Here is a 25,102-nt window from a genome sequence, read left to right as displayed (position 1 = left end):
ACCCCCGGTTCCCCCGGGGTTACGGCGCCCGCGGGGCGGTCCCGTGCACGGCCGGACGGGGCGGGTGGCCGCCGCCCGGCTCGGTGGCCGCGAAGGCCGTCCAGGCCGCGGCGGCGCCCGCCAGCAGCAGGACGGTGGCCAGCAGGACGGCCAGCAGCCGGCGACGGCGCAGCAGGGCCGCGCGGTCCCGGCGGTGGCCCGGGGCGGTGCGCTGGGCGCGGGACTCGGCGGCGTACGCGGCCAGTTCGTCGGCCGAGGGGCGGCGCAGGCTGGTGTGGGTGTCCCGGGTGGAGTCCGGGGCGACGCCGGGCACCAGGGGGACGGCCGGGCCGCGGCGGCGCTTGTGGACGCCGGGGCCGGCGTCGACCTCCGCGTAGACGGCTTCGCCCGGGGTCAGCTGCTCCTCCGCCGGGGGGCGGCCCTGGGTGGGCACGGCCAGCACCGGCAGGCCGGCCAGCGAGGGCAGCTGCTCGCGCAGCCGGGCGGCCAGCTCGGCGGCGCGCAGCCGGGAGGCGGGGGCCTTGGCCAGGCACTCGGAGATGATCCGCCACAGCCCGTCCGGCAGGCCGGGGATCGTCGGCACCTGCTCGGTGACGTGCCGGCGCAGCACCGCCCCGGTGTGGCCGCCGCCGAACGGGGTGGAGCCGGCCAGCAGCTCGTACAGCACGGTGGCGAGGGCGTAGATGTCGACGGCGGCGCGCGGCTCCAGGCCCTCGATGATCTCGGGGGCGAGGTAGTCGGGGGTGCCGATGATCCGGGTGGCCCGGGTGCGGCGCGGGGCGTCGACCAGGCGGGCCACCCCGAAGTCGGTGAGCTTGGCGCGCGGGGCGCCGCCGGGGCCGGGGGCGGCGGCGAGGTCGAGCAGCACGTTCTCCGGCTTGACGTCGCGGTGGACGATCCCGGCGGCGTGCGCGGCCGCGAGGCCGTCGGCGACGTCGGCGATGACCGAGGCGGCGATCTGCGGCGGGAGGGCGCCGTCCCGCTCCAGCCGGGAGCGCAGGTCGGTGCCCTGGACCAGTTCCATCACCAGGGCGAGGTCGCTGCCGTCCACGACCATGTCGCGCACGCCGACCACCCGGGGGTGGTCGAGGCTGGTCAGCGCGGTGCGCTCCTGGACGAAGCGGCCGACCAGCACCTGGTCGGCGGCGAGGTCCTCGCGCAGCAGCTTGACCGCCACCGGGCCGTCGGGCCCCTCACCGAGCCAGACCGTCCCGGCCGAACCCCGGCCGATGACCTGGTGGACGGTGTACCGGCTGCCGATCTTGCGTGCCAATGCTGCTCCGTGGGCGGCGCGGGAGCGCTCCGGGGGTCCGGGCGCGCTCGGTGGGGCGGGACAACAGCGACCAACCTACGCGCCCGGACGCCCCGCGCGGGCCGCCTGGGGGCCGTGGAGCGGGACTCGGGGCGATAAATCTCGCGGATTGTCGACAAAGCGTCAATCCTGGCTTCCGGGACCGGTCCGGACGCCCGGTCAGCCGCCGGGGCGGCCCGCCCGCGCCTCCCCGCCGCCCGGCGCAGCGCTACGAGCCGGAACTGCCGAAGACGCTGCTCACCCAGGAGCGCGCGCTGTCGTACCAGCTCACGACGTTGTCCCAGTAGTGCGGCAGCGGCGTGAAGTTCCACAGCGCCAGCGCGGCCACCGCCAGCACCAGCAGCACCATCAGACAGCCCTTGAGGCAGCCCAGCCCCGGGATGTACATCCGGTTGCGGCTGCGCGGACGGCGCTCGCGCGGCGGCGCGCTCTCCCGGCGGGACGGCTCGCGCGGCTCCTCCCGGGGCGGCCGGGGCTCCCGGTACTGCGGCGCGGGCGGCTCGGCCCGGCGCGGCACCGGGGTGGGCGGGGGCGGCGGCGGGTAGCCGCCCTGCGACTGGCCGTACCCGCCCGGGGCCTGCCGGTAGCCGCCGGGCGGCTGCGGGCGGTCGCCGCCCCGGCCGCCCTGGGGCGCCTGGTTCCGCTGATTGGCCTGATTGGCCTGGTAGGGCGGAGGGGCGACCGGCGGGCGCTGCGCGTAGCCGGGCGGCGGCCCCGGCCGGCGCGGGTCCGGCTGGTAGCCGGCCGGCGGCTGCGGCCGGTGGCCCTGGCCGGCAGGCCCGCCCGGCCCGCCCGGGCCGGCCTGGTAGGGCGCCGGGGCGACCTGCGGGTCCTCGAAGTCCTCCGGCCCGAAGTAGCCGACCTGGGTCTGCTGGTTGCGGTCGCGCGCCGCCCGCAGCTGGGTCTGCCACGGGTGCGGCGTCTCCTCCTGCGGCCCCGGCGGCCCGGCGGGCGGGGGCGGCGGCACGGCGGTGGGCGGCATCACCTGGGTGCGGTCCTGGCCGCCGTACGGGGGCGCGGGCGGCGGCTGGGTGCCCATCACCCGGGTCGACGCGGCCGGGTCGTACTGGGGGCCGCCCGGGGCCGGCGGCAGCACCTGGGTGCGGTCCTCGGTGCCGTACGGGCCGCCTGGCGCGACCGGCACGCTGCCGGGGACGGCGGTCGGCTGCGGGTCCGGCAGCAGCAGGGTGCCGACCGCGAGCGCCTCGTCCACCGCCGCCGGGGAGGCGTGCACCCCGACCCCGGCCGCGACCACCCGCAGCGCACGGGCCAGCGCGGTGGCGCTCGGCCGGTGCGCCGGGTCCTTGCGCAGGCAGCGCTCGATCACCGTCCAGAGCGGCTCGGGCATGGTGCTGGGCCGCTGCGGCTCCTGCGCCAGGTGGGCCTGGAGCACGGCCAGGGCGCTGTCGCCCTGGAACGGCTGGCGGCCGGTGACCAGCTCGTACAGCATGATCCCGGCGCCGTAGACGTCCACCGCGGAGGTCTGCGGGCGGCCCCCGGCGGACTCCGGCGCGACGTACGCGGGGGTGCCGACGAACTCGTGGGTGCGGGTGACGCCCGGGGAGTCGGCCAGCCGGGCGATGCCGAAGTCGGTCAGCATCGGGTGCATCTGCTCGGTGCCCTGCACCACGGTGGAGGCGAGCAGCACGTTGGCCGGCTTGAGGTCGCGGTGGACGATCCCGTCCGCGTGGCTGGCCGCCAGCGCGTCCGCGACCTGGGCCATCAGCAGGGAGCCGGCGATCGGGCTGAACGGGCCGTTGGCACGCAGGTAGCGGGCCAGGTCGGGGCCCTCCACCAGGTCCATCACCAGGGCCAGCAGCTCGCCCTCGACGACCAGGTCGCGGACCCGGACGATGTTCGGGTGGTTCAGCCGCAGCAGCAGCGAGCGCTCACGCAGGAAGCGCATCACGACGTCCGGGTCGGCCGCCAGTTCCTCGCGCAGCACCTTGATCGCCACCTGCTGGCCGGGCTCGCTGCCCGGCACCTGGACGTCCTCGCGGACCAGGCCGCGCCAGACCGTCCCGGTGGCCCCCCGCCCCAGGGTCTCCTCAAGCAGATACTTGCTGCCGACTGGCCGCACCTGTCGCACTCCTCGCCGTGCCGCCCGCGCGGGGCGCTCCCCCGCAGGTGTGCGGTGAGCCTGCCGGGCCCGTGTTCGGGCCACTCTAACGGTGTCCGTACTGGTTTTTGAGGTGCCCGGCAGGCCATCCGAGCGGGGTTGGGGGACATCCCCTAGGGGACTGCCCGGAGGCGCCCGCCGGGGCCCGCCGCCGGTCCGCCACCGGTCCGCCACCGGTCCGCCGGGGCGGCGGTTGACCTGACCCACCGTCGCCTCCACCATGGCGATGATCGCAAGATCGTCAAATCCGGTACCGGGCGCGGACTGTCCACGCCGGATGGCAGGATGGACACTCGCCACTCGTGTGGCCCAACGGGTCGCCGAGACCGCCCCGCGCGTCCGCGACGACACCGGGCAGCGGTACCAGGCATCACACCAGCAGAAGGGACCCGCGGGCGAGATGCAGATCCGGCTGACCGTCCTCCGACCGCGCAGCGGCCCGACCGCCGCCGGCTCCGCCATCCCCTACGTGGACGTGCTGGTCACCGCGCCCGTCGGCACCGCGCTCGGCGCCATCGCGGGCGCGCTCGCGGGCGCCGTCGGCGTGCGCGGACCGCGGGCCGCCACCCACGTGCACCTGTACGCCGGGGCGCACCGGGTGGACGAGCACACCCTGCTCGGCCATCCACCACTGCTCGACGGCGCCGTGCTCAGCCTCAACGAGCCCGACCCGACCGCCGACGACCCCGACGACGCCTCCGCCGCCGCCGAGCTCCGCGTGGTCGGCGGCCCGGACGCCGGCGGCGTGCACCGGCTGCACGGCCGGGAGATCCGGGTCGGCCGCTCCGGCGAGGCCGACGTCCCGCTCGACGACCCGGACGTCTCCCGGCTGCACCTCGCCCTGCACCTCGACGACGACGGACGGATCGCCGTCCGCGACCTCGGCTCCACCAACGGCACCACCCTGGACGGCCGGATCGTCCCGCCGCTGCCCCCCGAGGCCGCCGTCCCGCTGGAGAACGGCGCGCTGCTGCGGATCGGCGAGTCCACCCTCCAGGTCGTCGAACCGGCCGACCAAGCCTCCGTCCGGGCCGCCCTGCCCGACGGCAACGGCCACCTCCAGCTCGCCGCCCCCGGTCCGGCCCGGCCCGCGCCGCCGGTGATCGAACCCCCCGCCGCCCCCGAGCCCGCCCCGGGCCGCGGCCGTGGACTGTTCTCCCTCCTGCCCGGCCGCGCCGCCGAACCCCCCGGCCAGGAGAGCGCCGAACGCCACCACGCCGCCGTACGGCTGCGCCAGGCCGCCGCCCAGCGCGAACGCTGGCCCGACCTCGCCACCGTGCTGCTCAACGCCGTCGCCCCCGGCCCGCGACTGTGGGAGCGCGGCCCCGGCCACCCCGACGCGCTCACCCTGCGCCTGGGCACCGCCGACCGCCCCGGCGGCCCCGGCACCACGCCCGGCACCCTGCTGCCCGCCGTGCCCGTCACCCTCGACCTCCAGACCGCCGGCAGCCTCGGCCTCAGCGGCCCGCGCGAACGCCTGGACGCGCTCACCCGCGCCGTCGTCGCCCAGCTCGCCGCGCTCCACCCGCCGACCGGGCTGAGCCTGGTCGTGGTCGACGCCGACCCGGTCCGCAGCGCCGAGGAGCGGGTCGACACCTGGGCCTGGGCGCTGTGGCTGCCCCACCTGCGCCCCCTCGACGGCCAGGACTGCCGGCTGCTCCTCGGCCTCGACGACGACCAGGCCTCCGCCCGGCTCACCGAACTCACCGCCCGGCTCAGCGGCCCCAGCGGCCTCGGCGGCCACCCCGCCACCGTGGTCGTGGTGGACGGCCGCCCGGCCACCGAGACCGCCCGGCAGGCCCTCGACCTGCTGCTCCGCCAGGGCCCGGCGGTCGGCATCTTCCCGATCTGCCTCGCCGAACAGCCCGAACTGCTCCCTCGCGGCCTCGGCGCCACCGGCCTGATCACCGGCGAGGTCGGCACCCAGCTCTCGCTGGACCGCCCGGTCGCCCGCGGCCGGGAGACCCTGCACGAGGTCTCGCTGGACGCCGTCTCCGACGCATGGGCCGAGCGGCTGGCCCGCGTCCTCGCCCCGCTGCGCGAAGCCGCCCCGGCCTCCCGCGGCCCGCTGCCGGACGCGCTGCGACTGCTCGACCTGCTCCAGCTCGACACCGTCACCCCGGCCAAGCTGTCCGCCCGCTGGGACGCCCACGCGGGCGGCATCGGCGCCGCCACCGGGCTGCTCGGCACCACCCGGGACGAGCTGTGCACCCTCGACCTGGCCGACCCCGAGCTCACCCTGCCCTCCCCCGACCCGGGCGGCCCGCACTTGCTGATCGGCGGCGCCCGCGGCTCCGGCAAGACCGAGCTGCTGCGCACCCTGGTCGCCTCGCTCGCCGTCTCGGAGCGGCCCGAGCGCCTCGCCGTCACCATCATCGAGGGCCGGGCCACCGGCGAGGGCCAGGACGGCCTGGACGGCTGCACCGAACTGCCGCACGTCACCGGCCGGGTCAACGCCGCCGCCGACCCGCGCGCCGCACTCCTCGCGGCCGAGGCGCTGGAGGACGAACTCGCCCTGCGGGAGCGGTTGTTCGACGGGCTGGACTTCGCCTCCTGGCACGCCACCCGGATCTTGGACGGTCACAGCCTGGACGGGCAGGGCGCGAACGCCGTGCCGGTGCCCGCCACGGTGGGTGCCTCCTCCACGCCGGTACCCCGGATCATCCCGCCGCGCAGTGCCGACGGCCCCCGGCCCGCCACCACCCCCTCCGGGCCCGTCCCGGCCCGGCTGATCGTCGTCGTCGACGACTACGACGCCCTGCTCTCCCCCACCTCCCCGGTCGGCCGCCCGCTGGCCCGCGCGCTCGCCGCCGTCGCCCGGCGCGGCGGCCCGCTCGGCATCCACCTCGCGGTCGCCACCGGCCGTCCGGAGGAGAGCGCCGGCACCGAGGTCGACGAGTCCGCCCTGCTGCGGATCGCTCTGCGCACCGACGACCCGGCCGACTCCGACCTGCTGATCCACCTCGGCGACGCGGCCGCCCTCCCCGAGGACACCCCCGGCCGCGGCTACCTGCGCCGCCCGGACGGCGGCGTCACCGCCTTCCAGACCGCCCGGATCAGCGGCCGCATCCCCCGCACCGCCACCCTGCGTCCCACCGTGGTCGCGATAGACCCCCTCCAGCTCGGCGCCCCACCCGCACGCCGCCCGGTCCGCGAACTCGGCAACGGCCCCACCGACCTCGCCCTCCTCGCCAGCGCCCTCCAACGGGCCGCCGCCCGCTGAGCGCTCTGCGGGGGTGCGTCAAGCAGCAGCCCCCCGGCATCTGCCGCCCCTGCGCAGGCCCCGGCGGCACCAGAACGCCCGCGATCGGCACCGGCGGCGCCGCCACACCCGGCGGCGCCGCCCGTGCCCGCGCAGCGCTGCGCGGGCACGGGATGCCTGCCCTAGCGACCGGCCGCTGAGGCGGTCAGGCGCACTTGATGTCGCGGTCGGCCACGGCCATCCCGACGACCGTGCCGCCGTCCACGGTGAACTCCCACTTCCAGCCCTGCTGGCCCTCGACCGGCAGCTCGTACTTGCCGCTCTTGGCCAGCTGGAGGCCCTTGGCGCCGTACGCCTGCTGCAGCGCGTCCACGGTGGAGCCGGCGCCGATGCCCTCGGCGGTCTTCGCCTCGGCCGGGGCGACCAGCTCGCGCAGACCGGCGGCGGCGAAGGAGACCCGGCCGGTGGCCAGGAAGGCCTTGTCCCTGGCCTCGCGGGCCACCCACATGTCCGCGATGGACTGGGTGGCGTCGGCCATCAGCTTGGCGGTGGCGGCCGAGTCCTTGGCCGCGGCGGCCGAGCCGGCGGCGGCAGCGGCGGCGTCCTTGGCGGAAGCGCCGGGCGGCAGCGTGCCGCCCGGGGCAGGAGTCTTGCCCGCGGCCGCGTCGGCCTTGGCGTTGAGGTCCTTGTAGCGGGCCTCGGTGGCCGCCTCGGCGTCCATCCGGGTCTTGTCCGGTGCCGGGCCGCCCTTGTAGACGAAGTCGGTGCAGCCGTCGAGCAGCGAGACCGGCGCCGCCTCCAGCGCGCCGGTGGCCAGCCCGGCGTCCTTCGCCATCCCCGGCTTCAGGCCGCGGTAGCCGGCTGCCGCGAAGGCCTCCGGTCCCTTGGCCGTCGGCGCCGCCGCGGGCGCGGCGGTGGAGTCGCCCTTCGCCGTGTCCTTCTTGTCGTCGTTGCCGCAGGCCGCCGCTCCGGCGACCAGCAGCACCACCGAGACGGCCGCGCCCACTGCGCGGATCGGTCCCCGGTACTTCCCCATGTCGTTCCCCCCAGAAAGATCGTTCGGGAGCACCGTACCGAAGGTGCGCCCACGATCCGAACCGGTTTCCGACCGGGTACGCGGAAGGGCCCGCGTCCGAGGACGCGGGCCCTTCCGAACAGCCGTCCGTCAGCGCATCGAACCGGTGCGCAGCAGGGTGCGGATGACGCGCATCGCGACCGAGAGGCTGGACAGCTCGTAGTTGTCCGAACCCCTTATGTCGTCGAGGGTGGCCTTGGCGCGGTTCAGCAGGGTGGCGTTGAGGTCCGCCCAGGCGTTGTAGCGCTCCTCGGGGGTGGCGCCGTCGGGGCCGCAGGCCAGGATGTCGGCGGTCAGCGCCGCGTGCGCCGCGAAGAGGTCCTCGCGGATCGCGGCCCGGGCCATCGACGACCAGCGGTCGGTGCGGGGCAGGTCGATGATGCGGTCGAGCAGGTGCGAGATCTGCAGCCGGTCGCCCAGGTCGTAGTACAGCTCGGCGACCTCGGCGACGTCCTTGCCGGAGCGGTCCGCGACCTCGGTGATGTCCAGGGTCGGGAAGACCGAGGACAGTCCGGCGATCCGGGTGGCCAGCTCGTCGGGCACGCCGGCCGCGGCGAGCTCGCCCTGGATCGACTCGAACCAGGTGAGGTCCTCGCCGCGCAGCGGCTTGGGCAGCGAGCCCCAGACCTGGCGGATCCGGTCGTGGAAGAACTCGATGGTGCCGGCGATGTCGAGCGGCTGGCGGCGGTTGTTGAGCATCCACCGGGTGGCGCGCTCGACCAGGCGCCGCGAGTGCAGCCGCATCTTGGTCTGGATCCGGGCCGGGACCTTGTTGTCCAGACCCTCGATCTCGGCCCAGATCTCCTCCAGGCCGAAGACGGCCCGCGCGGCGGTGTGCGTCCGGGCGATCTCCTCGTAGGTCGCGCCGGTCTCCTCCTTCAGGCGGAAGGCGAAGGTGCAGCCACCGCGGTTGATCGTGTCGTTGACGATCAGCGTGGTGATGATCTCGCGGCGCAGCGCGTGGTTGTCGATCGCGTCGGCGAACTTCGCCCGCAGCGCGCTCGGGAAGTACTCGTGCAGCGCGGTGCGGAAGTACGGGTCGTCCGGCAGGTCGGTGGCCAGCAGCTCGTCGGCCAGGATGATCTTGGTGTAGGCGAGCAGGACGGACATCTCCGGCTGCGAGAGCCCGCGGCCGTTCTGCTGGCGCTCACGGATCTGGCGCTCGGCGGGCAGGAACTCCAGCCCGCGGTCGAGCCGGCCGGCGCCCTCGAAGCGGTTGATCATCCGCGCGTGGACGTTGACCATGCTGTGCGCCTGGGCGACGGCGTTGGCCAGCACCACGTTCTGCGCGTAGTTGTTGCGCAGCACCAGGTGGCCGACCTCGTCGGTCATCTCGGCGAGCAGCACGTTGCGCTGCTTGACCGTCATGTCGCCCTCGGCGACGACCTGGTTGAGCAGGATCTTGATGTTGACCTCGTGGTCCGAGGTGTCCACACCGGCCGAGTTGTCGATGGCGTCGGTGTTGATCCAGCCGCCGCGGCCCTCGGGGCCGCCGGTGGCCGCGTACTCGATGCGGCCGAGCTGGGTGCAACCGAGGTTGCCGCCCTCGCCGATGACCCGGGCCCGGACCTGCTCGCCGTTGACCCGGATGGCGTCGTTGGCCTTGTCCCCGACCTCGGCGTTGGTCTCGGTGGAGGCCTTGACGTAGGTGCCGATGCCGCCGTTCCAGAACAGGTCGACCGGCGCCTGCAGGATCGCCTTCATCAGCTCGGCCGGGGTCAGGCGGGTCTCCTGGATGCCCAGGGCGGCCCGGACCTGCGCGCTGACCTGGATCGACTTGGCGCTGCGGGGGAAGACCCCGCCGCCGGTCGAGATCAGCGACTTGTCGTAGTCGTCCCAGGAGCTGCGCGGCAGCTCGAACAGCCGGCGGCGCTCGGCGTACGAGACGGCCGCGTCCGGGTTCGGGTCCAGGAAGATGTGGCGGTGGTCGAAGGCCGCGACCAGCCGGATGTGCTCGCTGAGCAGCATGCCGTTGCCGAAGACGTCGCCGGACATGTCGCCGATGCCGATGACGGCGAAGTCCTCGGACTGGGTGTCGACGCCGAGCTCGCGGAAGTTGCGCTTGACCGACTCCCAGGCGCCGCGGGCGGTGATGCCCATGCCCTTGTGGTCGTAGCCGGCCGAGCCGCCGGAGGCGAAGGCGTCGCCCAGCCAGAAGCCGTACGACTCCGCGACGCCGTTGGCGATGTCGGAGAAGGTCGCGGTGCCCTTGTCGGCGGCGACGACCAGGTAGGTGTCGTCCTCGTCGTGGCGCACCACGTCCGCCGGGTGGACGACCTCGCCGGCCACCAGGTTGTCGGTGATGTCGAGCAGCGCCGAGATGAACGTCTTGTACGAGGAGATGCCCTCGGCCAGCCAGGCGTCGCGGTCCACCGACGGGTCCGGCAGCTGCTTGGCGACGAAGCCGCCCTTGGCGCCGACCGGGACGATGACGGTGTTCTTGACCATCTGGGCCTTGACCAGGCCGAGGATCTCGGTGCGGAAGTCCTCGCGCCGGTCGGACCAGCGCAGACCGCCGCGGGCGACCTTGCCGAAGCGCAGGTGCACGCCCTCGACCTGCGGCGAGTAGACCCAGATCTCGAACGCCGGGCGCGGGGCCGGGAGGTCCGGGATGGCCTTCGGGTCGAACTTCATCGACACGTACGAGTGCCACTCGCCGGCGCCGTCGTGCTGGAAGAAGTTGGTCCGCAGGGTGGCCTTGATGAGGTGCAGGAAGGAGCGCAGGATGCGGTCCTCGTCCAGCGAGACGACCTCGTCGAGCGCGCCGGCCAGCTCCTCCAGGATGCCCTCGGTCAGCTCGGCGGCGCCCAGCTGGTGGCTGGGGCTCAGCCGGGCCTCGAACAGGTTGACCAGCAGCCGGGTGGTGTGGGTGTTGTTGCGGAGCGCGTCCTCCATGTAGTCCTGGGAGAACGTGGAGCCCGCCTGGCGCAGGTACTTGGCGTACGCGCGCAGCACCATCGCCTGGCGCCAGTTCAGCCCGGCGGTGAGGACCAGCTCGTTGAAGCCGTCGTTCTCGGCCCTGCCGGTCCAGGTCGCGGCGAAGGTGTCCTGGAAGCGCTCGCGGGCCTCCTCGGTGAGCTCGGTGGCCTCGCGCAGCTTCAGGCCGAAGTCGTACACCCACGCGGTGGTGCCGTCGGAGCGGCGCAGCGCGTACGGGTGCTCGTCCAGCACCTCGACGCCCAGGCGCTGGAGGACGGGCAGGACCTCGCTGAGCGAGATCGGGCCGCCGACCCGGTAGATCTTGAAGCGGCGCTCGTCGTCGCCCGCGCCGACCGGCTGGTAGAGGTTCAGGCGGAAGTCGCCCTCGCCGTGCAGCGACTCGATCTGCTTGATGTCCGAGACGGCGGTGCGCGGCGGGAAGTCGGCGCGGTAGCCGTCGGGGAAGGCGTTGGCGTACTTGTGGCCGAGTTCGGCGGCCTTCTCCTCGCCCAGCTCGGTGTGCAGTTGGTCGTGGAAGCCGTCCATCCAGAACCGGGCGGCCTCGGCCAGCCGGTTCTCGATCCGCTCGATGTCGGAGTCGGTGAGCCGGGGCAGCTCGGTGCCCGGGGCGACCCGGACCACGTAGTGCAGGCGGGTCAGCACCGACTCGGTGGCGTACACCGTGTAGTCGATGGTGGCGCCGTTCAGCTCTTCCCTGAGGATGTCGGTGAGCAGCAGCCGGATGCGCGTGGTGTAGCGGTCGCGCGGCAGGTAGATGAAGGCGGAGAAGTAGCGCCCGTACTCGTCCTGGCGCAGGAAGAGGCGCAGCTTACGGCGCTCCTGCAGGTAGAGCACGCTGGTCGCGATGGAGAGCAGTTCGGAGGCCGCGGTCTGGAAGATCTCGTCCCGCGGGAAGGTCTCCATGATCTGCAGCAGGTCGCGGCCGTCGTGGCTCTCGCTGGAGAAGCCGGAGCCGTCCAGCACCTCCTGGACCTTGCGGCGCACGACCGGGATGCGGGTGACCGACTCGGTGTACGCGGCGGAGGAGAACAGGCCGAGGAAGCGGCGCTCACCGGTCGGCTCGCCGGCGGCGTTGAACTTCTTGACGCCGACGTAGTCCAGGTAGGAGGGGCGGTGCACGGTGGAGCGGCTGTTGGCCTTGGTGAGGACGAGCAGCTTCTTCTCGTGGGCCTTGGCGCGGACCGGGGCGGAGAGCCGGCCGAAGGCCTCGGAGACCGAGTGGTGGCGGTCGTCGTGGCTGTGCGGGTCGGAGCGCAGGATGCCCAGGCCGGTCCCGGCGACGGCCTTGAGGACCTCCTCGCCCTCGTGCTCGACCAGGTCGTACTCGCGGTAGCCGAGGAAGGTGAAGTGGTCGTCGGCGAGCCAGCGCATCAGCTCCCAGGCCTCGCCCACCTCCTGCTCGGCCAGGCCGGCCGGGGGCTCCTCGGCCAGCTCGTCGGCCAGGCGCAGCGCGCTGTCGCGCATCTTGCCCCAGTCCTCGACGACCTCGCGGACGTCGCCGAGCACCCGGCGCAGGTTGGTCTCGATACCGCGCAGGTCGTCGCGGTCGGTCTCGCGGTCGATCTCGATGTGCATCCACGACTCGACGGTCGCGTCGGCGGGCCACTCGGCGCCGGCGGCCTGGCTGCGGGAGCAGGCGTCGACGTCCAGGATCTCCAGCAGCTTGCCGGTGATGTCACGGCGGACGACCAGCTGGGGGTGGATCACGATGTGGATCGCGCGGTCCTGGCGGGACAGCTCGTTGGTGACGGAGTCGACCAGGAAGGGCATGTCGTCGGTGACGACCTCGACCACGGTGTGGCCGCAGGACCAGCCGTTCTCCTCGACCGAGGGGGTGTGGACCCGCACCTCGGCGGTGCCCTGGGGGCGCTTGAGCCCCAGGCGGTAGTGGGAGGCGGCCGCGCCGTACACGTCGACCGGGTCGCGGTCGACCAGGTCCTCGGGCGCGGTGTGCAGGTAGTAGTGGTGCAGGTACGCGGTCAGAGCGCCGTTGCTCAGACCCTCCCCGGGCGCCGCTCCCCCCACCTGGCTGTTCTCAGCGGCTACGGCTGCCTTCTTGAGCAGTTCGGCCTTGGCTGCGTCCAGCTTGGTCTGCATGACTTCTTGGCTCCTGTCGCGCGCCGTTGCGTGACTCGGTGGTGTGTGGGTGTACACCGACGGGTCGCTCGCAATCCTGCCGCACCGTCCGACTGAAAGGGGCTCATGGCACGCATGAAACGCCCTCCCAGCGGGTAGGACGACACGTTCGTCCTGCAAGCCACCCGACGACGCCAGCCAGCCTAACCGGATCAATCGAAGGTGGACAGGGACAGGGAGGCGCAAACCCGCAGGATGTCGGGTCCGTCCTGGACACCATGTCCAAACCGGAGTGCCGTGTTCGCTTTCAGCCCATATGTGGGTAACCGTGCTGGGTCGGCGGGACGAAGGTCTCCTTGATCGCCCGGGCCGAGGTCCAGCGCAGCAGGTTCTGGGCGGCGCCCGCCTTGTCGTTGGTCCCGGAGGCCCGGGAGCCGCCGAAGGGCTGCTGACCGACGACGGCACCGGTGGGCTTGTCGTTGATGTAGAAGTTCCCGGCGGTGAAGCGCAACGCCTCCACCGCCTGGGCGATGGCGTAGCGGTCCTGGGCGATCACCGCGCCGGTCAGTCCGTACGGGGCGCCCGAGTCGACCCGCCTCAGCACGTCGTCCCAGCGGGAGTCCTCGTAGACGTGGACGGCGAGGATCGGGCCGAAGTACTCGGTCCGGAAGATCTCGCCCCGGTGGTCGGAGGAGACCAGCACGGTCGGCCGGACGAACCATCCGATCGCGTCGTCGTACTGGCCGCCGGCCACCAGTTCGACGGTCGGGTCCGCCTTCGCCCGCTCGATCGCGTTGCGGTTCTTCTCGAAGGCGCGCCGGTCGATCAGCGCGCCCATGAAGTTCGACAGGTCGGTGACGTCGCCCACCGTCAGGGCGTCCACCTCGGCCAGGAAGTCGTCCTTGATCTTCAGCCAGAGGCTGCGCGGCAGGTAGGCGCGGGAGAGCGCCGAGCACTTCTGGCCCTGGTACTCGAAGGCACCGCGGATCATCGCGGTCCTCAGGATGTCCGGGTCGGCCGAGCGGTGGGCCAGCAGGAAGTCCTTGCCACCGGTCTCCCCGACGATCCTCGGGTACGTTCGGTAGCCGCCGATGTTCGCACCGATCGTCTGCCAGAGCGACTGGAAGGTCGCGGTCGAGCCGGTGAAGTGCAGCCCGGCGAAGGCCGGGTCGGCGAGCGCCACCGGGGAGACCTGCAGGCCGTCGCCGGTGACCAGGTTGATCACCCCGGGCGGCAGGCCGGCCGCCTCCAGCAGCCGCATCAGGTGGTACGCGGCCAGGGTCTGGGTCGGCGCGGGCTTCCAGACCACCGTGTTGCCCATCAGCGCGGGGGCGGTGGGCAGGTTGCCGGCGATCGCGGTGAAGTTGAACGGGGTGATCGCGTAGACGAAACCTTCCAGCGGGCGGTGGTCGACCCGGTTCCACACCCCCGGGGAGGAGATCGGCTGATCCGCCAGGACCTGCCGGGCGAACCCGACGTTGAACCGCCAGAAGTCGATCAGCTCGCAGGCGGAGTCGATCTCGGCCTGGTGCGCGGACTTGGACTGGCCGAGCATCGTCGCCGCGTTGAGCGTCTCCCGCCACGGCCCGGCCAGCAGGTCGGCGGCGCGCAGGAAGACCGCCGCCCGGTCGTCGAAGGAGAGCGAGCGCCACTGCGGCCCGGCCGCCAGCGCCGCGTCCACCGCCAGCCGGGCGTCCTCCCGGGTGGCGTTGCCGAGCACGCCCAGCTTGGCCGCGTGGTGGTGCGGCTGGACGACGTCGATCCGCTCGCCGCCGCCGAAGCGCTGCTCGCCGCCGATGGTCATCGGCAGCGGGATCTGCTCGGCCGCCAGCTCGTCCAGCCTCCGGACCAGCCGCCCCCGCTCCGGACTGCCGGGCGCGTACCCGCGCACCGGCTCGTTGACCGGGCTCGGCACCTCGGTGACTGCGTCGATGGGCATGGCGGCTCCGTCCTGGCGGCGGCTGGGGGTCGGGCTGGCGAATCGGGCTGCGGGTCGGGCTGGATTCAGGCCGAGGGGGGCGGGCATGACCTCGGGCTGGGGTTCGACACCAGCCTGACCAGGCCCGGGCGGATCCGCCCGTCCAGACACGCCAACGGCGGACGTGGCGCCCGCCACGTCCGCCGTCGCGACGCTCCGGTTCAGTCGCCGGTTCGGTCGCCGGCTCAGCCCGCCAGCCGGCCCGCCAGCTCGACCGCCTCGGCCAGGCTGTCCACCACCGGGACGCCGACCGGCTCCAGCTTCTCCCGGGTGTGCGAGCCGCCGGAGTACAGCACCGCGTGCGCCCCCGCGTGCAGCGCCGCCAGGGCGTCGTCCGCGGCATCGCCGATCAGCACCGTACGAGCCGGGTCGACCCACTCGCCGAGCTCGGCCAGGTGCCGGGTCAGCTGCTCCGCCTTCTGGCCGCCGGAGGGGCCGCTGCGGCCGTCCACCCGCAGGAAGCTGCCGGTCAGGCCGAAGGCGCCGACCAGCGGGACGAGCCTGTCGTGCTCGTACATCGACAGCAGCGACTGGCTGTGCCCGGCCGCGCGCCAGCCCGCCAGCAGCTCGGGCACGCCCTCGGTCAGGCCGCAGGCCGGGCTGAGCTCGCGGTAGCGGTCCTGGAAGGCGTCGTCCAGCCGCAGCCACTCCTCCTGGGAGGGCATCCGGCCGAGCAGCCGCTCGTAGAAGCGGGGGATCGGGATCTCGTACTGCTCCCGGTACTCCTGCATGGTCATCGGGCCGACGCCGATGGTCGCGAACGCGGCGTTGCTCGCGCCGAGGACCGCGTCCATGTCGTGGAAGAGGGTCCCGTTCCAGTCCCAAACGATGTGAGTGCGCACGGGGGCAAACGGTAACCCGAACGGCCGACACGCCGGTAGGACGATCCGCACTCCGGCCGCGCCGGGCCGGGCGCGGCCGGGCGCGGCCTCAGGCCAGCAGCGCGGGGATCTCCTGGGTCGCGTACCAGAGCAGGTCGTGGTCCTCCGCGCCGTCCACCGTGAACTGGGCGTCCTGGTCGCCCGCGTCGGCCGCGGCCACCGCCGCAACCGCCGCCGCGACGTCCTCGACCACCTCGTCGTCGGCCACGTCGGCGTGCACCGACGCGGCCTTCGCCAGCTTCACCGGGCCGGCCAGCACCACCCGGCCGAGCGAGGCCTGGTCCTGGTACTCGTCGCCGGGGAAGGGCCGCACCGCCGTGTCGGCCACGTCCAGCGCCACCACGACCCGCCGGCGCGGGGAGTCCGGGTCGGCCGCCAGCAGCCGCAGCGAGGACTGCGCGGCCCGGTTCAGCGCCGCGTACTCCAGCTCCTCCAGGTCGTCGCTGACGTACCACTCGCGCAGCGCGGGCGTCACGGCGTACGCGGCGGACTGCTCCAGGGCGCCTCCCTCGTGCGCCGCCGCCAGGCCGGTCAGGGTGGTGGGCACGTACACGCGCATCGGTGGCACTCTCCGGTTCGTCCAGCGGGGGTTCGTCCGGCAGGGGTTCGCCCTGCGGGGGTTTCGTCCAGCGGCACAGCATCCAGCGCCCCCAAGAATAAGCTCCGCCGGACCGTCCGTGATCACCTCGGGCCGGGCCCGCTCCCGGCGCCCAGCGCCTCCCGGCTGCTCCGCAGGGCACTCTCCAGCACCTCGCCGCGGCGGGCCGGGTCCATCAGGTTCGGACCGATCACCGCCAGGTCGGCCAGGTTCGGCGCGAGCAGCCGCACCCGGACGCCCTCGGCCCGCAGCAGCGCGGCCTCGCGCAGCAGCTGCCGGGTCACCGCGCGGCGGTAGCGGCTGACCAGCTGGGCCAGCACTCCGCGCGGGCGGTCCCGGTCCCGCCACTCGCGCAGCGCGGCCAGGGTGCCGCGGTCCGCGCGCTGGGCCCGCGGGCCCAGCCGCAGGGCCATCGGGGCGAGCACGTACACCTCGTCCAGGCCGCGGCCGAGCAGCAGGTCGGCGTTGGTGGCCGACCAGCAGCCGCCGTCCACGTACGCCGAGCCGTCCAGGCGCACCGGGGCGAACCAGCCGGGGATCGCGCAGGAGGCCATCACGGCGTCGGCCACCGGGACGGCCGGGGCGTCCGGGTCGCCGAAGACCGCCCGGTGGCCGCTGCGGTAGTCCACTGCGGCCACCCGCAGCGACGCGGCGGCGTGGCTGGGCGCCACCGCGCGGGGGTCCGCCGGTCCCTGGGTCGGCCAACCGCCCGGGCCGTGCAGCCCGCGCACCAGCTCGCCGACCGGGGCCAGCGAGCCGCGGCCGTGCGGCGCCATCGCCGAGACCATGGTCAGCAGCGGGTACTCGCGCGGGTGCCGGACGGCGTCCCGCAGCAGGTCCGGCGAGCCGATCCCGGCCCGCGGGCGGGAGGGCAGCGCGCCGCCCACCGCCGTGTCGTAGTCGAAGGCCACCCCGGCCAGCGGGCCCTCGGTGATCGGCAGCCCGCGCTGGTGGTCGCCCAGCTGCTCGGGGCGCACGCCCCCGGCCAGCAGCGCGGCCAGGACCGCGCCCGCCGAGGTGCCCAGCAGCACGTCCGCCTCGCCCGACGGGTGCCCGGTGGCCTCCTCGACGGCGCACAGCGCGCCGACCGTCCAGGCCGCGCCGAGCATCCCGCCACCGCCCAGCACCAGCCCGCGCCGGAGTGCGCCCCCGGCGCTCGGGCTCGGCGAGGCCCCCGCCCGTGTGGTCGTCCCGGCTGTCGTCATCCCGGCCACCCGTCGTCGTGGGGATCGGGTCAGGCTCCGATGGTGCGCGTGAACGGCTGTGCGGTGCAACGGGAGCCCCGGCCCCGGACCACCCGGTCCGCCGTACCGGGGCGTCCCCTTTCGGGCCGTACGGCCCGTCCCCGCACGTCAACCCGGCGCCGCGGAAGCGCTCGCCGGGCCCGTCGCCGCACTGGCCGACTCACCCGGATAGGTGAACTTCGCGCGGGCCCGAAGGCATCCGAAAACGCGTTGCCGCCCGGTGATCGTCACCGCCAGCCTGGGCCCGTCCGTACCCGCACCACCCTTGCCGGGAGCCACCGTGACCGTCCGTCCCACCGCCCAGCACAGCGCTCACCGCTGCACTCACCGCTGCACTCACCCCAGCGCCGCCCAGCACGGCGCCCCGCTCGGCACCGACCACACCGCCCGTCTCGCCGCCCGCCCGCACCGCCGGGTCCATGCCTCCGGCGGCTGCGAACCGGGCGGGCGCCGGCCGCGCCACCCGCGCGCCGCCTGCGCCCGGGCCGCCGGAACCGTCGGGGCCGTCGGCACACCCGGCACCGCCGCGCCCGACCGGCACGACGCCCGGGCGCTCGCCGCCCGGTTCGCCCACCAGCTGGTCGAGGTACTCACCGGCGCCCGGCCCTCCGGCCAGCTGATGCGGCACACCAGCCTGGACGGCTACGGGCAGCTCGCCTCCCTGGTCCGGGCCGGTGCGCTGCGCCGCGGCGGCCCCGCCGACCGGCCCCGGCTCGGCCCGGTGCACGACCGGTCACCCTCGCCCGACGCCGTCGAGGCCTGTGTACGGGTCGACCTCGGCCGCCGGCACCACATGGTGGCCTTCCGACTGGAGCAGCGCGGCCAGGCCGGCCAGTGGCAGTGCACCGCCGTGGAGGCCCGATGACGGCCGTGGCGCAGGGGACGGCGCAGGGCGCCGCCCCGGTACGGGAGCGGCGCCCTGCGTGGCGTCCTACGGCGGGCTCAGCCCTTGCGGCGACGGCCCTTGGCGGACTTGGCGGCCTTGCGGCGCTCGGCGCGGGTCATCCCGTCACCGTCGTCCTCCGGCGCGAGGTCCTCGAAGTCGCCCTCGATCACGCCGCCGCCGACCTCGTCCGAGGGGGCCGTGTAGTGCAGCCGCTGCGGCTTCGGTGCTTCCAGGCCCTTGGCCTTGATCTCCGGGCGGGCGGCGTCCTTCTCCAGCTTGTCGAGCATCACCTCGGCGTCCGCCACCGGGACCTCCTCGACCTGCTGCTCGACCTGGACCTCCAGGTTGAACAGGTAGGCGACGGACTCCTCCTTGATGCCCTCCATCATCGCGGTGAACATGTCGAAGCCCTCGCGCTGGTACTCGACCAGCGGGTCGCGCTGCGCCATGGCCCGCAGGCCGATGCCCTCCTGGAGGTAGTCCATCTCGTAGAGGTGCTCGCGCCAGCGGCGGTCCAGCACCGAGAGCACCACGCGGCGCTCCAGCTCGCGCAGGATCTCCTCGCCGAGCTGGTCCTCGCGGGCGCCGTACTGCGCCTGGACGTCCTCCTGGACGACCTTGATCAGGAACTCGGGGGTCAGGCCGGCCGGACCGCCGACCTCCTCCTCCAGCTCCGCCAGGTCCAGGGTGATCGGGTAGAGCTGCTTGAAAGCCGTCCAGAGCTTGTCGAGGTCCCAGTCGTCCTCGAAGCCCTCGCCGGTGGCCGCCTTGACGTAGGCCTCGACGGTGTCGTCCATGAAGTGGCCGACCTGCTCCTGCAGGTCCTCGCCCTCCAGCACGCGACGGCGCTCGCCGTAGATGACCTCGCGCTGGCGGTTGAGCACCTCGTCGTACTTCAGGACGTTCTTGCGGATCTCGAAGTTCTGCTGCTCGACCTGGGTCTGCGCGGAGGCGATCGCGCGGGTGACCATCTTGGACTCGATCGGCACGTCCTCGGGCACGTTGGCCATCGAGAGCACGCGCTCGACCATGCCGGCCTTGAACAGGCGCATCAGGTCGTCGCCCAGCGACAGGTAGAAGCGGGACTCGCCCGGGTCGCCCTGACGGCCGGAACGGCCGCGCAGCTGGTTGTCGATCCGGCGGGACTCGTGCCGCTCGGTGCCGAGGACGTAGAGGCCACCGGCCTCCTTGACCTCGTCCTGCTCGGCCTTGACCGAGGCCTTGGCCTTCTCCAACGCGGCCGGGAACGCGGCCTCGTACTCCTCCGGGGTGTCGACGGCGGAGAGCCCGCGCTGGGCCAGCTCGGCCGACGCCAGGTGGTCCGGGTTGCCGCCGAGCATGATGTCGGTGCCACGGCCGGCCATGTTGGTGGCGACGGTGACGGCGCCCTTGCGGCCGGCCTGGGCGACGATCTGCGCCTCGCGCTCGTGGTGCTTGGCGTTCAGCACCTCGTGCGGGATACCGCGCTTGCGCAGCTCCTGCGACAGGTACTCGGACTTCTCGACCGACACGGTGCCGACCAGCACCGGCTGGCCCTTCTCGTGCTTCTCGGCGATGTCCTCGACCACGGCGGCGAACTTGGCCGGCTCCGACTTGTAGATCAGGTCGGGCTGGTCGATGCGCAGCGGCGTCTTGTTGGTCGGGATCGGCACCACGCCGAGCTTGTAGATCTGGTGGAACTCGGCGGCCTCGGTGGTGCCGGTACCGGTCATGCCGGACAGCTTGTCGTACAGCCGGAAGAAGTTCTGCAGGGTGATGGTGGCCAGGGTCTGGTTCTCGTTCTGGACCTCCACCCCCTCCTTGGCCTCGATCGCCTGGTGCATGCCCTCGTTGTAGCGGCGCCCGGCCAGGATGCGGCCGGTGTGCTCGTCGACGATCATGACTTCGCCGTTCATGACGACGTAGTCCTTGTCCTTCTTGTACAGCTCCTTGGCCTTGATGGCGTTGTTCAGGAAGCCGACGAGCGGGGTGTTCACCGACTCGTAGAGGTTGTCGATGCCGAGGTAGTCCTCGACCCGGGTGACACCCTCCTCCAGGACGCCGACGGTGCGCTTCTTCTCGTCGACCTCGTAGTCGCGGTCGATCTTCAGGCGCAGCACCAGCTTGGCGAAGTCGGCGTACCACTTGGTCGCCTGGTCCGCCGGGCCGGAGATGATCAGCGGGGTGCGGGCCTCGTCGATGAGGATCGAGTCGACCTCGTCGACGACCGCGAAGTTGTGCCCGCGCTGGACGAGTTCGTCCTTCGACCAGGCCATGTTGTCGCGCAGGTAGTCGAAGCCGAACTCGTTGTTCGTGCCGTACGTGATGTCCATCGCGTACTGGCGCTTGCGCTCGGCGGGCGTCATGTTGGCCAGGATCACGCCGACTTCGAGGCCGAGGAAGCGGTGCACCCGGCCCATCCACTCCGAGTCGCGCTCGGCGAGGTAGTCGTTGACGGTGATCAGGTGAACGCCCTTGCCGGTCAGCGCGTTCAGGTACGCGGGCAGGGTGCCGACGAGGGTCTTGCCCTCACCGGTGCGCATCTCGGCGACGTACCCGTGGTGCAGCGCCGCGCCGCCCATCAGCTGGACGTCGTAGTGCCGCTGGCCGAGCACGCGCTTGGCGGCCTCACGGACGGTGGCGAACGCCTCGGGGAGGATGTCGTCCAGGGTCTCGCCGTCCGCGAGTCGCTGCTTGTACTCGTCGGTCAGCGCGCGCAGCTCAGCGTCGGTGAGGTTGACGAAGTCCTCTTCGATGGAGTTGACCTGGGCAGCAATCCGCTGCAGCTTGCGAAGGATCTTGCCTTCGCCGGCGCGCAGGATCTTGTCGAAGACGGACACTTGAGCGGGCTCCTTGCCTGTATTGGCACTGGACTACTGCACGGGGGGTCCACCCCACCGCACGGGCCATCGTATGCGAGGAGTCCAACGCGCCGGGAGGTGCGTCAGCACGGTATTCCCGTGTCACCCGCGCGTGCACATGGACCGATAGCACCGCCCACCGGGGCAAAACGGTCGGCGGACCGGGGAGTTGGCCGCATATTCGGATGCCCGCGTTCCCGCTGGGGGCGAATAATCCACCCATGGAAGAACAGCCCGGCGAACCCGCCGTCCTCCCCACCCTCACCACCGACCGCCTGGTCCTGCGAGCCCCGCGGGAGTCGGACGTCGACGCGATCCTCGCCGCCTGCCAGGACGCCGAGATCCAGCGCTGGACGGTCGTCCCGGTCCCGTACCGCCGCGAGGACGCCGAGTTCTTCGTCCGCACCCTGGCCCCCGGCGGGCTGGCCGGCGGCACCGAGTTCATCTGGTGCGTGGTCGAGCGCGGGACGGACCGGCTGGTCGGCACCCAGGCGGTCACCCGCAAGCCGGACGACCCGGCCGCCGCCTCGGTCGGCTGGTGGACGGCGAAGGAGCAGCGCGGCCGCGGCCTCACCGTCGAGGCGGCCCGGGCGGTCGCCCGCTGGGCGCTCACCGACCTCGGCCTGCGCCGCCTCCAGTGGCTCGCCTACGTCGGCAACGAGGGCTCGCGCGCGGTCGCCGAGCGGATCGGCTACCGCCACGAGGGCACGCTGCGCTCGTACGCCGAGCAGCGCGGGGTCTTCCGTGACGCCTGGGTCGCCTCGCTGCTCCCGTCCGACCTGGACTGAGCCCGCACCGGGCCCCGGAGCCGCACCGCGCCCCGGAGCCGTACCGGGCCGGAGCCCGGCACCGGCACAGCTGTCGGTCCCCCCGGCTACGCTCGCCGGCATGACCGCCGCCTCCGCCGCCGACCCCGCCCCCGTCACCGTCCTGAGCGCCGACGACGCCCGCCGGATCGCCCTGCGCGCCCAGGGCCTGCTGGGCACGCCCGACCGCCGGGCCGGAGTCCGTGGGGTGCTGCGGCACCTGGGCGCGGTCCAGCTGGACACCATCTCGGTGCTGGCCCGCTCGCACGAGCTGGTGCCCTACGCCCGGCTCGGCGCGGTCGGCCGCCCGGCGGTCGAGGCGGCCTACTGGGGTGCGGGCACCAGCTTCGAGTACTGGTCGCACGCGGCCTGCGTCCTGCCGGTCGAGGAGTGGCCGCTGTTCGCCTTCCGGCGCCGCCGCTACCGCGACCGCGGGAACCTCTGGAGCCACCAGGTCTCGCCGGAGGCGTACCGGGCGGTGCTCGACAGACTGCGCGCCGAGGGGCCGTTGACCTCCACCGAGTTGGGCGGCGCCAAGCGGACCTCCGAGTGGTGGGACTGGTCCGACGCCAAGATCGCGGTGGAGCGGGCGCTGGCCTTCGGGGACGTGGTCTGCACCGAGCGCCGGAGCTGGAAGCGGGTCTACGCGCTGGCCGAACAGGCCGTCCCCGACGCCCTGTTCGGCCAGGACCGGTCCGACGAGGAGTGCGTGCGCACCCTGGTCGCCCAGGCCGGGGCCGCGCTCGGCGTGGCCACCCGGGCCGACCTGCTGGACTACCACCGGCTGCGCGCCGAGGAGTTGGACGCGGTACTGGCGGACACCGGACTGGTCCCGGTCGAGGTGGCGGGCTGGGGCCCGGGCGGCACCGGGGCGCCGGCCTGGGCCGACCCGGCGGCGCTGGCCACCGCCCCGCGCGGGCGCCACCGCGCCACGCTGCTCTCGCCGTTCGACTCGCTGATCTGGGACCGCGCCCGCACCGAGCGGATCTTCGGGATGACCCACCGGCTGGAGGCCTACACCCCCAAGCACAAGCGGGTGCACGGCTACTTCGCGATGCCGCTGCTGGCCGGCGGCCGGCTGGTCGGCCGGGTCGACCCGGCCCGGGAGGGGCGCACCCTGGTCGCCCGCCAGGTCTCGCTGACCGACGAGCGCGGACGCGACCGCGGGCCGGGCGCCCGGCCGGTCGAGGCGCTGGCCACCGCACTCCGCGAGGCGGCCACCTGGGTCGGCTGCGACGGAGTGCGGATCGAGGCGCTGCACGACGAACGGCTGCGCCCGGCCCTGGAGAAGCTGCTCGCCGCCTAGGCCGTCCGCGGCGAGCGGCGGTCACCCTATCTCGAGGATCTTCTCCCGCATCGCGTACACCACGGCCTCCATCCTGGAGTGCAGTTGCAACTTCTCCAGGATGTTGCGGACGTGGTTCTTCACGGTGTTCTCGCTGATGAACAGCTCCTTGGCGATCTCCCTGTTGTTCATTCCGGTGGCCACCAGCTTCAGCACCTCCAGCTCCCGGTCGGTGAGCCGGGGAGCCGGCACCAGGTCCCGGTCGTCGGAGCGCCGCTGGATCATCGACTTGAACTCGGTGAGCAGCTTGGAGGCCATCGACGGACTGATCTGCGACTGCCCGTCGGCGACCGCCCGGATCGCGGTGGCGACCTCGTCGGTGGAGATCTCCTTGAGGAGGTAGCCGGTGGCCCCCGCCTTGATCGCCTCGTAGAGGTCGGCCTCCTCGTCGCTTATCGTCAGCATGATGATCTTGGTGCTGGGCGCCACGTCCTTGATCGCCGTGCAGGCCTCGATCCCGCTGCGGCGCGGCATCCGGACGTCCATCAGGATGATGTCGGGCAGCAGGTCGGCGGCCTTCAGCACCGCCTCGGCACCGTCCCCGGCCTCCCCGACGACCTTGATGTCCGGCTCCTCCGCCAGGACGATCTCCAGTCCCCGGCGGAACAGGGCGTGGTCGTCCACCACCAGGACGCGGATCGGCTCACCCCGGCGCGGCGCGTACGCGGGTTCCTCCTCCGGCCCCGGTGGCAGCCCGGTGACCGGCCCCGCAGCGGGCCCCAGCCCGAAGTGATCCCCCATCCGCTCCTCCCCCTTCGCGGGTCGACGTGCGCCCAATCATTCCACGCCCCGCCACCGCCGCGGTCACCCTCCGCCGCCGATTCCCCCGCATCGGGTGACGCCCGGACATAACGGGCCCGAGCACCGTTCGAACCCGTCCCACCGGGCGGTGTCCGGTACGGGCGGAACGCCCCGGAACGCCGGTGACCCCGGCGGCCTGCTGCCGCCGGGGTCATCCCTCGATCGTCACTGCCGGGACGGTCAGTCCTCGTCGTCGAACCGGCCGATCGCACCGCCCGCGCCACTGGCCACGCCTGCCGCCATGTCCGGCTGCACGTGGATGACGCCGTAGTGGTAGCCGTGCCGGCGGTAGACGACGCTCGGCAGGCCGCTGTCCTTCTCCACGAACAGGTAGAAGTCGTGGCCGACCAGCTCCATCTCGTAGAGCGCCTGGTCCAGCGCCATGGGGGCGGCCGAGTGCGTCTTCTCCCGGACCACCAGCGGGCCTTCGCCCTCCACTTCCAGGGATCCCATCATGGTCTTGCGGACGGCTCCGTTGGTCTCGCCCTCCGGCGCCGTCGTTGCGGGCAGCGCGGCCAGGGCCGCGGTCGCCTCGGCGACGCTGATGGGGGTGCGGCCGTTCGCGCCGCCCTTGTGCACCCGGCGGCGGTCCGCGGACTTGCGCAGCTGCGCGTCGAGCTTCGCCGAGGCGAGGTCGAGCGCCGCGTATGGGTCGCCGGCCGCGGCTTCGGCCCGGATCACCGGGCCACGGGTACGAAGAGTGATCTCCACGCGGTCCGACCGGTCGGCCTGCCGCGGGTTGTGCTCCTTGGACACCTCGACGTCGAGGCTGATCACCTTGCCGTCGAACTTCTGGACCTTCTCCAGCTTCTCGGCCACGTGCTCGCGGAACCTCTTGGGCACCTCGGTCTTGCGGCCCTTGACGACGATGTCCACGCAGAACTCCGATCCCTCGTGCTGACGCCGATCCGGGTGCTACCGGACCGGACTGAGCTCCAGCTGGACCAGCCCATCCACTGCCGGCCCCCCGCCCCCGCCACCGGCGGGAACGACTGGCCC

15 protein-coding genes are annotated in these 25,102 nt (G+C 73.7%); 4 read left to right on the top strand and 11 right to left on the bottom strand.

The features are described from left to right. Nucleotides 1-19 precede the first annotated feature (19 nt). Complete coding sequence (locus tag ACFWIS_RS14640) at nt 20-1,273, bottom strand: serine/threonine-protein kinase (RefSeq protein ID WP_380453667.1); 1,254 nt, start codon at nt 1,271-1,273, stop codon at nt 20-22. A gap of 247 nt (nt 1,274-1,520) precedes the next feature. Next, nucleotides 1,521-3,392, bottom strand: a complete 1,872-nt coding sequence (locus tag ACFWIS_RS14635; protein ID WP_380453665.1) for a serine/threonine-protein kinase — start codon at nt 3,390-3,392, stop codon at nt 1,521-1,523. A gap of 316 nt (nt 3,393-3,708) precedes the next feature. Here ACFWIS_RS14635 and ACFWIS_RS14630 point away from each other — a divergent pair, with 316 nt between their 5' ends. Then, nucleotides 3,709-6,654, top strand: coding sequence for an FtsK/SpoIIIE domain-containing protein (locus ACFWIS_RS14630; protein ID WP_380453663.1), 2,946 nt, complete (start codon nt 3,709-3,711; stop codon nt 6,652-6,654). 184 nt (nt 6,655-6,838) lie between these two features. Here the strand turns inward: ACFWIS_RS14630 and ACFWIS_RS14625 are convergent, their stop codons facing one another. The 6 genes from ACFWIS_RS14625 to ACFWIS_RS14600 all read right to left on the bottom strand — a co-directional run bounded on the left by ACFWIS_RS14625 (nt 6,839) and on the right by ACFWIS_RS14600 (nt 17,386). After that, complete coding sequence (locus tag ACFWIS_RS14625; protein ID WP_380453661.1) at nt 6,839-7,669, bottom strand: hypothetical protein; 831 nt, start codon at nt 7,667-7,669, stop codon at nt 6,839-6,841. Nucleotides 7,670-7,798: 129 nt separating this feature from the next. Beyond that, entirely contained in the window at nt 7,799-12,745 is a 4,947-nt protein-coding gene (locus ACFWIS_RS14620) for an NAD-glutamate dehydrogenase (RefSeq protein WP_380453659.1), read from the bottom strand. Nucleotides 12,746-13,031: 286 nt separating this feature from the next. Next, nucleotides 13,032-14,657, bottom strand: a complete 1,626-nt coding sequence (pruA, locus tag ACFWIS_RS14615) for an L-glutamate gamma-semialdehyde dehydrogenase (RefSeq protein WP_380453750.1) — start codon at nt 14,655-14,657, stop codon at nt 13,032-13,034. A 230-nt stretch (nt 14,658-14,887) separates the two neighbouring features. Continuing rightward, on the bottom strand, nt 14,888-15,544 hold the full coding sequence (locus ACFWIS_RS14610; RefSeq protein WP_380453657.1) for an HAD family hydrolase: 657 nt from the start codon (nt 15,542-15,544) through the stop codon (nt 14,888-14,890). An 88-nt stretch (nt 15,545-15,632) separates the two neighbouring features. Continuing rightward, nucleotides 15,633-16,142 (bottom strand): DUF6912 family protein, encoded by a 510-nt coding sequence (locus tag ACFWIS_RS14605; RefSeq protein WP_380453656.1) that lies wholly within the window; start codon nt 16,140-16,142, stop codon nt 15,633-15,635. A gap of 122 nt (nt 16,143-16,264) precedes the next feature. After that, complete coding sequence (locus ACFWIS_RS14600; protein WP_380453654.1) at nt 16,265-17,386, bottom strand: patatin-like phospholipase family protein; 1,122 nt, start codon at nt 17,384-17,386, stop codon at nt 16,265-16,267. Between the two features lie 319 nt (nt 17,387-17,705). Here ACFWIS_RS14600 and ACFWIS_RS14595 point away from each other — a divergent pair, with 319 nt between their 5' ends. Next, the gene (locus ACFWIS_RS14595; protein ID WP_380453652.1) at nt 17,706-18,290 is read left to right on the top strand and encodes an Rv3235 family protein; all 585 of its coding nucleotides are present in this window, start codon (nt 17,706-17,708) and stop codon (nt 18,288-18,290) included. Nucleotides 18,291-18,367: 77 nt separating this feature from the next. Here the strand turns inward: ACFWIS_RS14595 and secA are convergent, their stop codons facing one another. After that, nucleotides 18,368-21,130 carry a preprotein translocase subunit SecA gene (secA, locus tag ACFWIS_RS14590; protein WP_380453650.1) on the bottom strand — a complete coding sequence of 921 codons (2,763 nt, stop codon included), beginning with the start codon at nt 21,128-21,130 and terminating at the stop codon, nt 18,368-18,370. A 242-nt stretch (nt 21,131-21,372) separates the two neighbouring features. Between secA and ACFWIS_RS14585 the strand changes: the two genes are divergently transcribed. Together ACFWIS_RS14585 and ACFWIS_RS14580 are read left to right on the top strand one after the other, a co-directional pair. Next, the gene (locus ACFWIS_RS14585) at nt 21,373-21,939 is read left to right on the top strand and encodes a GNAT family N-acetyltransferase (protein ID WP_380453648.1); all 567 of its coding nucleotides are present in this window, start codon (nt 21,373-21,375) and stop codon (nt 21,937-21,939) included. 100 nt (nt 21,940-22,039) lie between these two features. Then, nucleotides 22,040-23,263: a winged helix-turn-helix domain-containing protein gene (locus ACFWIS_RS14580; protein ID WP_380453646.1), complete on the top strand. Its 1,224-nt coding sequence runs from the start codon at nt 22,040-22,042 to the stop codon at nt 23,261-23,263. A gap of 21 nt (nt 23,264-23,284) precedes the next feature. On the opposite strand, the gene ACFWIS_RS14575 is transcribed toward ACFWIS_RS14580, so the two are convergent. Beyond that, complete coding sequence (locus ACFWIS_RS14575) at nt 23,285-24,043, bottom strand: response regulator transcription factor (RefSeq protein WP_363433966.1); 759 nt, start codon at nt 24,041-24,043, stop codon at nt 23,285-23,287. Between the two features lie 240 nt (nt 24,044-24,283). Next, nucleotides 24,284-24,979, bottom strand: coding sequence for a ribosome hibernation-promoting factor, HPF/YfiA family (gene hpf / locus ACFWIS_RS14570; protein WP_380453644.1), 696 nt, complete (start codon nt 24,977-24,979; stop codon nt 24,284-24,286). Nucleotides 24,980-25,102: the final 123 nt, after the last annotated feature.

It is taken from the genome of Kitasatospora sp. NPDC127060 (assembly GCF_042724935.1).
Lineage (GTDB): Bacteria > Actinomycetota > Actinomycetes > Streptomycetales > Streptomycetaceae > Kitasatospora.
This window is presented reverse-complemented; position numbering and strand designations above follow the sequence as displayed.

What these genes read in the sequence shown, in the direction of transcription:
- ACFWIS_RS14630 (WP_380453663.1), top strand. Translation starts at nt 3,709, where the DNA reads ATGGCAGGATGGACACTCGCCACTCGTGTGGCCCAACGGGTCGCCGAG.
- ACFWIS_RS14625 (WP_380453661.1), bottom strand. Translation starts at nt 7,669, where the DNA reads ATGGGGAAGTACCGGGGACCGATCCGCGCAGTGGGCGCGGCCGTCTCG.
- ACFWIS_RS14620 (WP_380453659.1), bottom strand. Translation starts at nt 12,745, where the DNA reads ATGCAGACCAAGCTGGACGCAGCCAAGGCCGAACTGCTCAAGAAGGCA.
- ACFWIS_RS14605 (WP_380453656.1), bottom strand. Translation starts at nt 16,142, where the DNA reads ATGCGCGTGTACGTGCCCACCACCCTGACCGGCCTGGCGGCGGCGCAC.
- ACFWIS_RS14600 (WP_380453654.1), bottom strand. Translation starts at nt 17,386, where the DNA reads ATGACGACAGCCGGGACGACCACACGGGCGGGGGCCTCGCCGAGCCCG.
- ACFWIS_RS14585 (WP_380453648.1), top strand. Translation starts at nt 21,373, where the DNA reads ATGGAAGAACAGCCCGGCGAACCCGCCGTCCTCCCCACCCTCACCACC.
- ACFWIS_RS14580 (WP_380453646.1), top strand. Translation starts at nt 22,040, where the DNA reads ATGACCGCCGCCTCCGCCGCCGACCCCGCCCCCGTCACCGTCCTGAGC.
- ACFWIS_RS14575 (WP_363433966.1), bottom strand. Translation starts at nt 24,043, where the DNA reads ATGGGGGATCACTTCGGGCTGGGGCCCGCTGCGGGGCCGGTCACCGGG.